The 14,828-nt window shown below is 53.1% G+C and carries 13 protein-coding genes; 7 read left to right on the top strand and 6 right to left on the bottom strand.

Features of this window, described 5'->3' with window-relative positions; all coding sequences use genetic code 11:
* Positions 1-42: 42 nt before the first annotated feature.
* From C5Y96_RS12430 to C5Y96_RS12405, 6 genes are all read left to right on the top strand, one after another.
* Complete coding sequence (locus tag C5Y96_RS12430) at positions 43-1,422, top strand: efflux RND transporter periplasmic adaptor subunit (protein ID WP_105353677.1); 1,380 nt, start codon at positions 43-45, stop codon at positions 1,420-1,422.
* Positions 1,423-1,844: 422 nt separating this feature from the next.
* A complete protein-coding gene (locus C5Y96_RS12425; protein ID WP_105353675.1) occupies positions 1,845-2,996 on the top strand; it encodes an N-acetyltransferase in 1,152 nt (383 codons plus the stop codon).
* A gap of 256 nt (positions 2,997-3,252) precedes the next feature.
* Positions 3,253-3,474, top strand: coding sequence for a translation initiation factor IF-1 (gene infA / locus C5Y96_RS12420; protein ID WP_105331308.1), 222 nt, complete (start codon positions 3,253-3,255; stop codon positions 3,472-3,474).
* Positions 3,475-3,864: 390 nt separating this feature from the next.
* The gene (locus C5Y96_RS12415) at positions 3,865-5,556 is read left to right on the top strand and encodes a hypothetical protein (protein WP_105353673.1); all 1,692 of its coding nucleotides are present in this window, start codon (positions 3,865-3,867) and stop codon (positions 5,554-5,556) included.
* A gap of 139 nt (positions 5,557-5,695) precedes the next feature.
* Positions 5,696-6,958, top strand: coding sequence for a diaminopimelate decarboxylase (lysA, locus tag C5Y96_RS12410; RefSeq protein WP_105353670.1), 1,263 nt, complete (start codon positions 5,696-5,698; stop codon positions 6,956-6,958).
* A gap of 15 nt (positions 6,959-6,973) precedes the next feature.
* Complete coding sequence (locus tag C5Y96_RS12405; protein WP_105353667.1) at positions 6,974-7,483, top strand: class IV adenylate cyclase; 510 nt, start codon at positions 6,974-6,976, stop codon at positions 7,481-7,483.
* Here the strand turns inward: C5Y96_RS12405 and C5Y96_RS12400 are convergent.
* The 6 genes from C5Y96_RS12400 to C5Y96_RS12375 form a co-directional block, all read right to left on the bottom strand.
* Positions 7,476-8,777, bottom strand: a complete 1,302-nt coding sequence (locus C5Y96_RS12400; RefSeq protein ID WP_105353664.1) for a PP2C family protein-serine/threonine phosphatase — start codon at positions 8,775-8,777, stop codon at positions 7,476-7,478. The two genes, C5Y96_RS12405 and C5Y96_RS12400, sit on opposite strands and share 8 nt — an antisense overlap.
* Positions 8,774-9,364, bottom strand: coding sequence for a SpoIIE family protein phosphatase (locus tag C5Y96_RS12395; protein WP_158261210.1), 591 nt, complete (start codon positions 9,362-9,364; stop codon positions 8,774-8,776). Before C5Y96_RS12395 ends, C5Y96_RS12400 begins: the two co-directional genes overlap by 4 nt.
* Positions 9,364-9,750, bottom strand: coding sequence for an ATP-binding protein (locus tag C5Y96_RS12390; protein WP_261341391.1), 387 nt, complete (start codon positions 9,748-9,750; stop codon positions 9,364-9,366). Before C5Y96_RS12390 ends, C5Y96_RS12395 begins: the two co-directional genes overlap by 1 nt.
* A gap of 11 nt (positions 9,751-9,761) precedes the next feature.
* The gene (locus tag C5Y96_RS12385) at positions 9,762-10,169 is read right to left on the bottom strand and encodes an STAS domain-containing protein (protein WP_105353656.1); all 408 of its coding nucleotides are present in this window, start codon (positions 10,167-10,169) and stop codon (positions 9,762-9,764) included.
* Entirely contained in the window at positions 10,166-11,077 is a 912-nt protein-coding gene (locus tag C5Y96_RS12380; protein ID WP_105353653.1) for a protoglobin domain-containing protein, read from the bottom strand. The genes C5Y96_RS12385 and C5Y96_RS12380 overlap by 4 nt, the downstream gene beginning before the upstream one ends.
* 156 nt (positions 11,078-11,233) lie before the next feature.
* Positions 11,234-12,457 carry a DUF1444 family protein gene (locus C5Y96_RS12375; protein ID WP_158261209.1) on the bottom strand — a complete coding sequence of 408 codons (1,224 nt, stop codon included), beginning with the start codon at positions 12,455-12,457 and terminating at the stop codon, positions 11,234-11,236.
* A gap of 304 nt (positions 12,458-12,761) precedes the next feature.
* On the opposite strand from C5Y96_RS12375, the gene C5Y96_RS12370 reads away from it, so the two are divergent.
* Positions 12,762-14,750, top strand: coding sequence for an adenylate/guanylate cyclase domain-containing protein (locus C5Y96_RS12370; protein WP_105353648.1), 1,989 nt, complete (start codon positions 12,762-12,764; stop codon positions 14,748-14,750).
* Positions 14,751-14,828: the final 78 nt, after the last annotated feature.

Genomic DNA, 14,828 nt, shown 5'->3' with positions numbered 1-14,828 from the left:
ACTGAGCTTGCTTCTACCTGCGCGAGCGGAAAGATATTTACCATGATCAAATCGATTGCCATCGTCGTTGGCGTCATTCTTGTCGTAGGAGGTATTTTCTACGTCATGCAATCTGGCGGACCACAGGTGGATGTCATCACGGCTTCCATGGAACCGATTCAAGAATACGTCGATGAACAGGGCAAGACACGTCTGCCTCGAACGTACGTGATCTCGATGCCTTTCGATGCCCGCCTGGGGGAAATCACGCTAGAAGAAGGTGACCATGTCACCAAGGGAGAGGTCGTCGCCAGAATCGTCCAAGAAGATGTCGAAGCGGAGTACGACGAGTCTAAGGCCGCCGTCGAGCGGTTGGCCGCATCAATTCGTGAAACAGGCGACAAGTCGGTCGAACAGACGACCAAGCAGCAGGCCGAATTCTTTGTCGATTCCATGGTAAACACGGTAGAGGCCGCGAAAACGCGAATGACGGCAAGTCGGTCTCGCTTCGAATATGCAACGACCTACTTACAGCGTGTTCAACAACTCATCGGAAAAGGAGCCAAGACAGAAGATGATCTTGATCGAGCGCAACTGGAAAAGGTCGAGAGCGACACCGACTTTCAAACCGACGCGTTAACCTACCAAGCCATCTTGTCGATTGACGCGGCTACGAAGCTGCTTCCGAGCATGGTTTCCCAGTACATTGACCGGAAGGATCTGTCCGTCGCTGTGCTCCAGCAGCAGAAGGTCGAAGCAGAGGCTCGTTTGCGAACGGCCGAATTACGCATGCAACGATCGACCATGACCAGCCCGGTCGATGGTATTGTGCTGACCAAACAGCTGACCAGCGAACAGCAAGTTGCCGCAGGCACGACCTTGCTCGAGATCGGCCAACTTTCGCAATTGGAAGTCGAAGCTGAAATCCTGAGTCAGGATGCCACTCGGATTAAGCCCGGGGATCGAGCCGAGATCTATGGACCTTCTCTGGGCAAAGAAGCAGGGCAGGGCATCCCCATGAAAGTGGAGCGAGTCTATCCGGCCGGTTTCACCAAAGTGAGTTCACTTGGGGTGGAACAACAGCGAGTGCTCGTCATACTTCGATTCGATTCAGGTCAAGTCGCGTCGGTGCTTGAGCAGCACGGTTTAGGAGTCGACTATCGTGTCCAGGTTCGTATCTACACCGAAGAGAAGCCCCAGGCATTGGTGATTCCCCGCTCCTCCATCTTTCGTGACGTTTCGGGTACCTGGCAGGCGTATGTCGCTGCGGGGGGCAAACTGGAACGTCGAAACTTGAAGTTAGGGCTGATGAACGATCTGGATGTCGAAGTCACACAAGGTATCAAGTCAGGCGATCGGGTCCTTGTATCGCCTGCGGCTTCCCTCTCGGATGGAGCCAGAGTCACGCCAATTGATGCCGGCGAGGCTTTGGCCGGCGCATAAAAAAACCCCACAGACGGGGCAGTGCCTGTGGGGCCGAACCAGCCACGCAAGCGCGACCAGCCTCTTTCAAATGGATTCTTTAGGGTGAACTAGTTCACCGTCTTAAACTCGCCTAAGTTTAAAACATGGATAATTCATATCAATTTGCTCATATGAACTTCAGATTATTGCAAATTTGTCATGCACCAACAGCCGTTTTACAAAAAATTCACAGGTTTCGTCCCATTATGCAGTTACATGGCGTTTTGGGCATGAAGTATCGGGGCCGGGTTTGCGATGGATTTGCCATCTCGGTATTGTTGAGCATGGTTGTGGCTGCCTAATTGGTGCACTTCACCCAAACGCGGCAATGGATTCTCGAGCCGATTCGAGGCTCGATATAGTTCAATTTCGTCCATCACTTTCGACTAGAGCGGAGACGAATGTCCTCGATCACCACTGAGCCAGTCACTACGAAGCGTCAGCAAAACGAGTTCGTCGAGTTTCCATGGGATTTATATCGGGACGATCCGAATTGGATACCACCGCTTCGGCAAAATCTGAAAGAACTGGTCAATTTTGTCCCTCACCCCTTTTATGCGCGAAACAAGGTTCAATGTTTTTTAGCACGACGCGCTGGACAGGTTGTCGGGCGCATCGCTGCGATCCTGAATGTGGGGCACAACGAACGATACGACGAGAAGCGCGGATTCTGGGGGTTCTTCGAGTCGATCGATGACACGGAAGTGAGCGGCGCGCTTTTCGACGCGGTCAAAGCATGGTTCGCCGAGCAAGGCATCCAAAAGATGAGGGGGCCAGCTAACCCTTCGCTTAACCACGAGGTAGGCACCCTGATCGAGGGTTTTGATACGCCGCCTGCGTTCATGATGACGTATAACCCCCCCTATTATGAAAAGCTTATCACCGACTATGGCTACGAGAAAACCCAAGACATGTATGCGTTTTGGGGCCATATCAACATGCTGGAAGGGTTAGATCCCAAGCTGAAATTCATCGTGGACGAGGCCAAGAGTCGCTTCAACTTGAAGCTTCGGCGAATGGATCGAAAGCGTTTCAAAGAAGACGTGCATACGTTCCTTGATAACTACAACCGCTCTTTGGTTGGGACATGGGGCTTCGTACCGATCGACACGGCCGAAGTCGACAAGATGGCCGACGACCTAAAGCACTTGCTGGTACCAGAGCTGACTTCCGTTTGCGAAGTGGACGGCAAGGTCATTGGCTCGATGTTTGGCATGCTCGACTACAATCCACGCATCAAGCAAATCGACGGGAAGCTGTTTCCGTTCGGTTTCATGCGCCTTTTATGGAATAAAAAGGCGATCAAGAACATGCGTCTGATCTCGACGAACGTGGTTCCCGAGTACCAGCGCTGGGGCATTGGGCTGGTGATCCTGGAACGCTTGGTTCCAGACATCAAGAAGTGGGGGGTCCAAGAGGTGGAATTCTCGTGGGTGCTGGAAAGTAACCACCTTTCCCGAGCTTCGCTTGAACGCGGCGGGGCCAAGAAGTCGAAGACCTACCGAATGTTCGACTATGCTCCTGCAGAAACCACTGCGGACAACACCACCTAAAGTGTTGACTACGGCCTACCGCTTGTAAAAACAGCTTGCATACTAGGGCTATTTGGTAATTTGGGTATTGCACGAAGGAGGCTCGTGCATGCCAGAAATCAGCCTACCCCGAGCCCCTTTCTTGCCGCTGCTACGGCTTTTCCCTAGAAGCTCATTCTGCGTTTGATTTTGAGGTACATCCCGATATACTAATGCTGGGACGATTGTCATTGTCCCTCCCGTACTTAAGAATACATAGTTTACCCCAAGGAGTATTATGTCCAAGAAAGAAGAGGCCCTCGAAGTCGAAGGCACAGTGACGCAAGCACTTGCCAATACGCGGTTCCGCGTCCAACTGGACGTCGGCCCGACGGTTATGGCCCATGTGGCTGGGAAAATGCGTAAGCACTTTATTCGTATTGTTCCTGGTGATCGTGTCCGCGTGGAACTTTCCCCCTACGACATGACCAAAGGTCGAATTGTCTTCCGAGAGCGTTAAAGCTCGTACCGCGAGAGGTCTCTGCACTCTCGCCTAGATCCCCCAGGTTAGTTCATTGCGCTCGCTCTGTTGAGCGACTCTACCCTGGAATGGTATGAATTGCATCGGTCGAAATTGATCGACGAGTAGTCGCTTATTTCGCCTGGGGATCTGTCGCGCGATCTAAACTTTTTGACCAGTTGCGAAACTGTGATTGAATTCGCCGAGTAGGCTCTACGGACTCGGTATGCGCCCATCACCCCAGGCAGTTGCCTTGGCTTTCTCGCGCACCCGGTCTGCGGTACATTTGGAAAGTCCCACCAAGGATGGGCCAATCAACGAATTCTCACCCAGCCAGCTCGGTCGGTAGCAGAGTTCCCAAAAAAGATCACCTCTCAGGAGACAGACGCAGTGAACAATTTCATTCAAAGTGGTCGACTGGCTATCGCAGGCTTGTTGCTTGCCGCTATGCCGCTGGTCGCACTTCACGCTCAGGACGCCGAATTCAAGCCCGTTGCCGTGGTCTCGGTTGCCCCTGTGAAGAAGATCCTGGCCGACGTTCAGTATCTGGCCGATGCTGCCGGGCAGACGGATGCCGGTCGAATGGCTGCCCTGCTGTCGACTCCGTTCACCGAAGGGATCGATAAGACGCGCCCCGTGGGTGTGGTGGTCATGACCAACGGTCAAGAATTCGCTCCGACTGCATACCTTCCGGTGTCTGACTTCGACAAGTTGCTGACCACAGCCACCGAGCAAATCGGTCCACCGCAAGACGTCGGCGAAGGCATCAAAATGTTTACCCCCAACCAGATGCCGATCTTTGTGAAAGATGCCGGCAACTGGGCGATCTTGGCAATGGATCAGGAAAAGCTCGCCAATCCTGTGGGTGACCCAACCGTTTTCCTGAAAGACCTGCCAGAGCAGTACGACCTGGCCCTGCAGTTCTTTCCAGGAAACATTCCTGAAATCTACCGCAACGTCATTGTGGAACAGATGAAGACGGGCATCGACCTGTCGCTGGAACAAGAGGCTGATGAGACGGACGAAGAGTTCGCGGTGCGTAAGCAGCAGATCGCCGATCAAGTCGCCGAGATAGAACGTGTTTTCACCGAGTTGGAAGACATCATCATCGGTTGGAATGTCGACGCCACCAAGCAAGGCACTTACCTGGACATTGCCTACACGGGTGCCGAAGGAAGTGAATTCGCGAAGATGATGGCCTTGAATTCGGACCTGAGCACCGAATTCTCCGGCTTCACCAGCAGCGAAGCCGCTATTAACTTCCAGGGAACCCAAAAGCTATCCGAAGCCGATATTGCTCGGATGGATAAACAGATGAACAGCGTCCGCGAGCAGGTCATTCATCAGTTGGAAACAGAAGGCGATCTCGAAGGTGACGAACTTGCATCGGCCAAAAAAATTCTCGATCTGGCCATCGATACCCTGATTGAAACGGCTCGCACAGGCTCGATCGATAGCGGATTGATGTTGGATATGACCGGAGGCAAGGGAACGTTTCTGGCCGGTGCCCATGTCGCCGACGGACAACGCGTCGAAGATGGCGTGAAGGAATTGTTGAAGCTCGCCGCTGCCGATGGGGAAGTTCCACCAGTCAAGTGGGATGCCGAAACTTATCAGGCAATTCGCTTGCACGTGATGCAAATTCCTCTGGACGATGCCCCACCCGAAGCAAAAGACATCTTGGGCGAAAATCCTGAGGTGATCCTTGGCATTGGTGAAAAGAGCGTCTACCTGTCCGGCGGCAACGATGCGATGGCACGTTTGAAGAAGGCGATTGACGCTTCGATCGCCGGTAGCGATACCAAGGTGGGCGTTGTGCAAATGCACGTCGCGATTCTCCCCATCCTCAAGGGGATCCAGAAGAATGCTCCTAAGCCAGTCCCAGGCGTTGATGCCGCTATCGAAGCCCTTTCCGGTGGAGCAGACAAGTTCCTGGTAACGGTCGACATGGAACAGCGTTACATGCGGTTACGTATGATGCTGGAAGAAGGCGTGATCAAGGCAATCGGTGCCGGTGTCGCAGCCCAGAACGCTGCTAACGCAGAAGCTGATGCAAACTTTGAAGATGCCCCTGCTTTCTAAGCAAGGCTCGAACAATTTGACCCATGGAAGAGAGACCTTTTTTCGGAAAGGTCTCTTTTTTTGCGCCCGGTGGGCGAAACCCCGTGTCTCACTACAATAAAGCTTAAGATTCACGCCCTTTTTAGTTTTGGTGCACGCTATGCCACAAGTCCCCACGTTCTCGACCTCTCGGCAGGAAATCGCCGGCGTTTCCGTTCAGCAGTTGGCTACTCAATTCGGTACTCCCACCTACGTCTATGACGCTGCGACGATCGTACAGCGCATCCAAGATCTCGCTGCATTTGACGTCGTCCGATACGCTCAAAAAGCCTGCTCGAACTTGGCCATTTTGAAGCTCGTTCGCGAAAACAACGTGGTTGTCGATGCGGTCAGTGCCTGGGAAATTCGTCGAGCTCTTGCGGCAGGCTACGAAGTTCATGGCGACCCGCCGCCGATCGTCTACACGGCCGACATCTTTGATCGCGAAGCTTTAGAGCTCTGTGTCGAACATGGTCTGCACGTCAATTGCGGTTCTCCTGATATGATTCGTCAGCTGGGCGAACTTGCCCCAGGCCGAGAGATCACGCTGCGGATTAATCCCGGATTTGGGCATGGGCACAGCCAGAAGACCAACACCGGCGGCCAGCAATCGAAGCACGGTATCTGGCACGAGCAACTGAATGACTGTCTGCTTCTGGCCGATGCGAACGGACTCCAGATTACTGGCCTGCATATGCACATCGGTAGCGGCACCGATTTGCACCACCTCTCGCAGGTTTGCGACTCGATGGAAAAAGCAGCCTTGGAAGTCGGCCGAAGCATCAAGACGATCAGCGCCGGAGGGGGCTTACCGGTTCCTTATAACAGCCAGCAAACTTATGTCGATCTCGAAAAGTACTTCGAACTTTGGGACGCCACCCGAAAGAAGCTGGAAAAGGCGTTCGACCACAGCATCTCACTCGAAATCGAGCCAGGCCGATACCTATCAGCTGAAGCAGGCTATCTGATCACCGAGATTCGCGCCGTGAAGCAGATGGGGGACAATCTTTTTTACGTTGCGGACGCAGGCTTCAATAATCTCGCGCGACCGATCATGTACGGTGCCTATCATCCCATTTCGGTAGCTCGCAAGGATGGACAACACATCGGGGAAGAACACGACGTGATCGTGGGTGGCCCGCTGTGCGAATCGGGGGACATCTTCACGCAAGAAGAAGGTGGCTTTGTCAGTGCTCGCAAACTTCCACCTGCGGCGGTTGGCGACTTGCTGGTTATTGAATGTGCAGGGGCGTATGGCTACTGCATGAGTTCCAACTACAACTCGAAGCCGCTGGCTGCGGAAGTGATGATCGAGGACGGCAAAGCACGTATCATTCGCCGTCGCCAAACGTTCGAAGGCTTTATTGCCGACGAAATGGTCTAACCGCGAGGACTGATCGTGGCTCGCAATATTGAAATCAAGGCCCGACTTTCCCAGCGATCGGAACTCGAAGATCGAATCGTTCCGATCGCGGATTCGGGTCCGATCGTTCTGGAGCAGATTGATCAGTTCTATCGCGTACCCGAAGGGCGTTTAAAACTTCGGCAGATCAACGGCGAGCACGCCGAGTTGATTTTTTATTGTCGTTCGGAATCCGCCGGGCCCAAGACTTCGAACTATTCTCGCGTTCCCATTGTTCACCCCGAGCAGCTTTCCCAACTGCTGACTTTGGCGCTGGAACCGGTGGGCATTGTCAAAAAGACCAGGACACTATATCTGATCGGGCAGACGCGCATTCACCTCGACGAGGTAGAAGACCTGGGAAGCTACCTGGAATTGGAAGTGGTACTCGATCCTTCTCAAACCGAGACCGAGGGAGAAGCGATCGCTCTCCAGTTGATGCAAAAGCTCTCGATTGATCAGGCTGATCTGGTCGAAGGTGCTTACATCGATCACTTAATTAGATAGCCGCTCCCTCTCCGTGCACTTCTCCCGGCAGGTGATCAGGCAGGTCGAATCGTATTTCGAGAATGGAAAAGTCGTCTCCCAGTTGCTCGCAGCCACAAAGCTCTCGGACGTAACGGTAAAGATCGTCCATCTTTGTATCCCCTTTGGGCACCGGAATATTCATGTAGTCGACGAATTCGTCGAACGTCCATTCTTTCCCATCTTCTTTATGGATCTCGAAGACACCATCACTGTAAAGGAACAAGCTTGAGGGGGAATCGATGATAATCGAATCGGTCTCGAAATAAGGCCAGTCGATCATGCCCATGAGGGGGCCTCCGGATGCAAGCCGGACAGGCTCTCGCGAGTCTTTGACGTACAGCAGGGCATCGGGATGTCCGCCGCCACCCCAAGTCAAGGTTCGGCTGGGCCGATGAAAAACACCGTACCACATGGTGTAAAGCTTGTTGCCATGCAGATCCATCGTGAACGACTGGTTGAGCCGCTTGAGGACTTCGCTCGGATTTCGAAAGTCCGCTCCAGGTAGCGAAGCCCCGCGAACCACGTTAATTATGCTGACGGCCAAAAGAGCCGAATCGATACCATGCCCGGTAACATCGAGCAAATAGATCGCCATATGGTCGGGATCGATCCAATGGTAACCCATAGCGTCCCCACCTAATTCTTCGGAGGGAACATACCGCCAATCGATTGAAATCTGCCCTGTGACGGGCTCGGGTATCAATCGCGCAACGTACTCTGCACCGGCATCCAAGTCACGTTGCATTCGCTGGTTGGTAAGTTCCAATTCGTTCGTGCGTTCGCGAACCAGATCCTCGAGGTGGGCGTTGTACCGTTCAAGTTGCTGATTCTTCTCGCGCAGTTCCTCAAGCAAAGCTGCGCGTGATTTGAGACTGATACGATCTCGCTGAAAATCCAGGAACTCCGGAGTGAGTGAGCCCGGCATGTTGCGAATCGTTTTCCGAAGCGAAATCTCTCTGACAGACTCTCCATTGGACAACTGTCGGACATCATCAAACACCTCTCGCAAGGCTGGCGAGATTTGCACCGTATCTGATGTGAGAAATCTTAATCCGAGAGTGAGATGTCCTTGCGAATCTTCGAGATCGACAAACATCGCACCAGGTTCCGAGTTCTTAAGAAGTTCTCGTACCAGATCCGAAAGAATCGTGGCCATGCGCGTCGACATGGCCGACCCGAAACCGAATGCGGCTGTCAAGCTGAGCACTTTCGTGCGGACTTCCACGACCGCCGATTGATCGAAAATACGAACGTCGCCCAGGTGCGTCCTCATGTATACCTCACCGCAATACACGAAGCATCGTCATGGCTGCGGCCAAACGTTTCAACCACCCGCCGGGCAACGTTATCTAACGGGTCGAAGAAGAGTTGACATGGCTCCTCGATCTCAAAATGGCTCGATACCCCATCGCTATAAAGCAGAAGGATGTCGTGCTGGTCGAGATTCAGTCGTTCCACCGAAGGCGTTCTAAGCGTATGACCGACTACCCCTTCTCGCGTCAGCAAATGGTGTGGATGCTCGCCCATCGTGCGACAGGTAGCATTGCCAATGCCGACATAACGCACATCCCCTGTCATCGACTCGATCGTGCAGAGGCTGATGACCGCGCCTCGACCTTGCTTTTGATGTTCATGCAGAGCTTTCATGAGGGCCAGAATGTCAAACTTGTCATTCCAACCAAGGATAACCTCTTCCAACTCCAGGGCTGTGGAATAGGCCTGAGGCCCATGCCCTAGAACGTCCACGAGGGCGAGAAAGAGAAATTCTTCGTGCGACCGTACGATCGCTAGATCGCCGCCAACGAAGTGGCCGTTAGCTGTTCGGACGAAGCTACCGGCTTCCAATTTGCGAGGCGTCATTACTTCCATTTCCTCACCGTAATCCTGGTTCCCTTGCCGACTTCGGATTGTAGTTCGAATTCGTCCATGAGACGCTTGACGCCGGGAAGTCCAAGTCCCAGTGTTCCGCCGGTGCTGTGATGATCGCGCATTGCCGATTCAACACATTCAATCCCGGGACCGTGATCCCAGGCGACTACCTCGACTCCCTGTTTTGGTCCGTGGGTGACATAGCGAAGGATCACTTCGCCATGATGGGCATACTTGATGATGTTGCGAGCAAGCTCCGAGACGGCCGTCGCGACCAATGCGACCTGGTTTGCCTGAAGTCCGGCCGATTCGGCCATCTTTCGAGATGCCATGATTGAACGAGCTAAGTTTGCTTCGGTACTGATCCATATCCGCATCTCCGGCAGGTTCATCGCATTGACTCGTGGCGACCTCCGTTACTTTCCCCATTTAGTTTCAATTGCTGAAATGCCTGATCGAGCGTCAGAGCCGTTTCCATCTGGCGAAAATCAAGATCGAAATCCATCAGCGAGCAGGCAATCTCGGGCTTCACGCCGACGAGCATGGCACGTGCTCCCATTAGACGAGACATTCGCATGATTTCGCAGATTGCCTCGAACTCGACACGATCCATAATGTCGACGCCTGATACGTCAAGCAAAACAGCCCGTGTCTGGGTCAGGCGAATCTCTTCTAACAGATCTCGCTTGAAGCGGAACAATACCTCATCGTTCAAGTCGATTTGAATCGACGCCACCAGGCAACCACTGGCAAGTTGCATGGGAACACGCGGTACTTCCCCTGAATCGTGAATCATGAAGAAGCCCCATCTTCATGCAAAACCAATTTCAAATCATTGAACGCATCTCGCAAGGCGTCCTTTAGTGTTGCGGTTGTGCGTATATCTCCTACGTTGATACCCAGTTCCACAATGGTTTGGGCAATTGCCGGCGAAACGCCTGAGATGGTACAAGTGCAGCCCATCAAGCGAGTCGCCTTGGTGATTTTGATCAAGTGATTTGCCACGGCCGTATCGACAACTGCCACACCACTAATATCAAGAATGAGGCAACGCGAGTGGGTGTCGGCTATCTTGTGCAGTACGGCTGTCATGATGTCTTGCGCGCGCTTGGAATCGATGATTCCGACGATCGGCAACATTAGGATGTCATTCCACACCTCCGTCACCGGGGTCGACATCTGCATCAACGAATCATGCTGCTCGGCAATAATGCAATTGGTTTGTCGCATGAAGGTATCGACCACAATGGCCGTATCCAACATGATCAGCTTGGTAATAGCCTTAAGCGAACGAGCATAGCGTTCAGCCTCCAGGCTGTGGTCGTAAAGGACGTCGGTCCAAATCCGCAACGAACGGTACATCGAAGAAACATAGGTCGGCAGTGGCAAGCCAATTCGCGCGTGATTGGCCCCAACCGACTTCCGCTTATGAACGTACACTTCGCTAATGTCGGCGGAGAAGAAATCTTCCCAGTAGCGTTTCTGTTGCGACTGCACCCGATGCAGTGTGGCATTGTCTGAAAAATAGAGTTCGAATTCCGGTTGCGTCCTAAGCCACTCGTAAAACTCGCCGATGAACGTGTCCAGGTGCGGCATGACGATCTGCCCGTATTGGACTATTAACTCGAGATCCTCCTGTGTGACATGATAGAGTTCTCGAAGTTCGCCAGCCGACAAATTTCCGAGATCACAATGTGAATTCATGAGTTTGGCTATTGGGTAGATGGCTTTTCGGTAGTGAATCCAGATGCATCAAAATCAACGAAGCCTAGCGTTCAGCGGTAGATCCATCGTAGTTCGTCTTTAGCGCATAGTCGAGCATTCTGGCCGCGATATCTTACTTGTCGTAAACTCCTTAATTCATAGGCGAAAACGAGGAATTGAACCGATTTGCCGCAGTGCTTCTTCACTCGGAAATCCGAGCACCCGGTAACGAGGCGGATAGGTTTTCAGATCTTCCATCTGAGACCCAAGTACCGCCTGAACCACTTCCCATGTTCCACTTGCCAATGGTTTCATGTGACTACTATCCATGAAAACCACAACATCACTCTTGGGCAGAAGTGCATAAGGACACTCTGGCCAGACACAATACGAGTGGAGCTGTCGGGTCTTCAAATCACGGTGCAGATAGTAATTCGCTACAAAACCTTCTCTTCCGGTTTGAGCGAACCCCACTTCAATCGCTTCGTGTTGCTCGCGATATTCCGCCGCCTGGCCTTGCAGATGCAACTCGAAAAATGCGTTGTGCTGGGGATGCTCCGCTGGGGGCAACCATGTCTCCCAGCTATCGGCTGTCAAACGACAGGGCGTCAGGCTGACAGGACGTGGGTCGTGGATGAACTGCTCAACCAACTCACGCATCAATTTCAGCCCAACCTCATCTTCATCCCCCGCGACAATCAAACAATCGCGGGTAGGTACCATCGCGACGGGTCGGCCTCGCAGCTCAAGCTGGCGAATGCGATCGATCAGCAAAAGTCGCGAGGCATCGTAATGATCTCTATTTCGGAAAAGAAAAATCCGGTCGTCGATCGTGGTCACCGTGGCGGCCATTTCATCCAGGTTCTCCAAGGCGACTTCCATCAACTCATAAATCGAGCGTTCCCACTGCTCCATCCTGGCCGCATCAATCGTTCGCATCGCTTCCGGCAGGTCGAAAATTGGCATCGCGAGTAGATGGTCGCCCACCATCACCGAGTTGACTTCTACCGGATGCTCGCTGCGAAGCCGACGTTCCAGATTGCCTATTTCCAAATACGCTCGACTACGAACGATCGGCAATATGTCGGGACGAGCGTCCTCGAACTCTTCGGGAATCGACTTATGATGCGAGAGTATGGCTCGGGTAATTTGGCCCAAATACGCATCTTGCTCCGCTTCCGGAAGTCGATCGTATTCACGAAAGATGTTGCCCAGGTTGGCAACGCCAGCCAACTCCCCTTGGTCGTAGAAACTAAACTGATAAGCCTGCTTTTCGTAGCGGATCTCACGGTTCTCACCGGCTTGCTTAACGCAATGCATTAAGCGTTCGGCGAACTGATCTCGCTTGGACGAACCAAATAGGTACCGTAGTAAATCCATGGCACATGCTGCTTTAAGGTGGCGTCTTCGGTGCGATGGAAAGCTGGACCTCATTCTATCGTCTTCAGGGGTCGGCTCCAACAAAATCGCTATCGGGGGGCCTGTTCGGCCAGGAGTTCACGAACTGGTATAACCCTATTTCTCAATTGGAAATCTGGGAATCTTTCAGTTATTCTTGAGAAAATTGGGCAAGATATTCGTCGATAATTCGAAAGTTTAAGGCTTTGGAAGGAACCCTTGCCGAAGAATAATAATTAATGGCGGATCCATTGATTGACACTTTAAAGAGTTGCGTCTGCCAGCAATGCACAACCCTTACCCCCGACCACACGAACCGCAAGGCTCTGCCGGAGTCTCGCTGAGCATCTTCGTTGATGGTCATCAGCAACCGATCTTTGATGATCAACTGGGGAGGGAAGTCCTTGAGCTGAATCTGAAGCAGCGGATCATTCTTGGCCGGCAAGATGTTGCCAAAGGGGACCCAGGCCCGTTTCGCACGATCACGTTTACCGACCACCGAAAACTGATCATTACGTCGTTCCATCAACGGGAAGTTTCCCGTCGGTCCCTCGACATTTCGCCGGACGCTGCCGGCAACTATCTCCGCGTGGGGAACATTGGCAATCACGAAGTGCCCATGTCGCCTGCTTCGGAAGGTCGTATCGCCCACCAACAAGTTCGCACGTTTGTCACCAGTGAGCTAATTCAAAACCCCGTTCGTTTGATGATCGGGGATAACTTAGCCATTCAATTGTCTGGTTTCGGTGCCCCGGCCGAACATCATCTTCCCGAGCACAGCCCCACGAATATCTCGCAAAGTGTTGCCGACGTGGCCATGATGATGCGACAAAGCCGGATGGCAGATGGCTATGCAACCCCTAGCGGTCCATCCAGTGCTGATGTCGAACGCATCTTGGGTGCCGTGAGTGACGTTCTCGAGAAAGCAGCCAGCTCTCCTGACTTCTTTTCATCAGCCGCTGAGAATGTCTGTAAACTTGGCAACTTCGATTCGTGCTCGTATCTGGGCCTCGATCAATTGGCCAACCAGTGGCAATGCGAAGCAACCTGGCCATCGACCGACTCCGGAGAGATTGAAGGTCCTATCTACGACAGCCAGGCCCTGGAATACATCTGGTCCAATCGCCAAACATGGTCAACACCCGTAGTCGACGGGGAAGAGCGCCCGAAGGAGCGTGTCGTAGTGACTCCGGTCCTTTCCCACGATAGCGTCGTCGGGGCTCTCTACGCGTCAAAGCGTCCCGGTCTTCTGGGCGACGACACAATGGCCGATTGCGAGGTCAAGTTTGTCGAAGTCATTCGCGATTGCCTCACAGTAGGGCTCGAGCGACTCAAGAAAGAACAAGAGGCTGCCAAACAACAAGTATGTCTCGCTCAGTTCTTCCCGCCTGGTATTGCCGACCGCATTCTCTACGACGAAACGCTGCTCGAGACACGCGAAGAAAACATCACGGTGCTCTTCTGCGATATCCGGGGTTTCAGCACGATCAGCTCCGCATTGGGATCGGTTCAAACTTTGCAGTGGTTGCGAGAAGTCCTGGGTGAACTATCCGAAAGCGTTATCCGTCACGATGGCGTGCTGCTGGAATACGTCGGCGACGAGTTGGTCGCGATGTGGGGTGCCCCAGACTACCAACCTGAACACCCCAACCTCGCTTGCCAGGCAGCGATCGACATGATTCGGAAGCTCGATCAACTGAACCAGCTATGGTCCGATCGCATCCCGGACGAGCTTCTGCCGTTTGGCCTGACCATTGGGATCAATACCGGCGACTGCGTGGTTGGGAAGAAGGGAACCGACTACAAGTACATGTGGGGCCCACTTGGTCCAACCGTGAATATCGCCAGCCGCATTCAAGGGGCTACCAAGCAGTTCTGCCCGAAGCAGGAACGGGACGAATCAGGGACAATCTATTACCCGCCTGAGATTTTGATCACCGAATCAACGCGGTTAGGCGTCACCACCAACATGCCGACGCGTTTCCTCGGAACGATCAAAGTTGTCAATATTCCGGAACCCATTCGCGTCCACGAACTTTCTGCCAGGGCTTCGGGTAGCTGGAATCAGTTGCGGCAAAACTACGAAGCAGCCTATCGTCAGTTTGAAGAACGAAACTTCCTGGAAGCTCTGAACACGTTAGACGTGATCTCCAAAGTCGAAGAGTGCCAGTCCGACGGTCCCACCAAGTGCCTCCGCGATCGGGCTCTGACACTGCTGCAAAACCCCAAACTGATCGGCAAAGAACATCCCGTCTGGATGCTCGATCAGAAGTAACGCTTCAGGCGTCGCCGCTTGGAGATCTCTGTGGGAAAGAAAAAGAACACGTCGATCGGCACATGGTCACCGTTCCCA

It is taken from the genome of Blastopirellula marina, from assembly GCF_002967715.1.
Lineage (GTDB): Bacteria > Planctomycetota > Planctomycetia > Pirellulales > Pirellulaceae > Bremerella > Bremerella marina_B.
The sequence above is the reverse complement of the archived record's forward strand: the minus strand, read 5'-3'. Positions and strand labels throughout refer to the sequence as shown.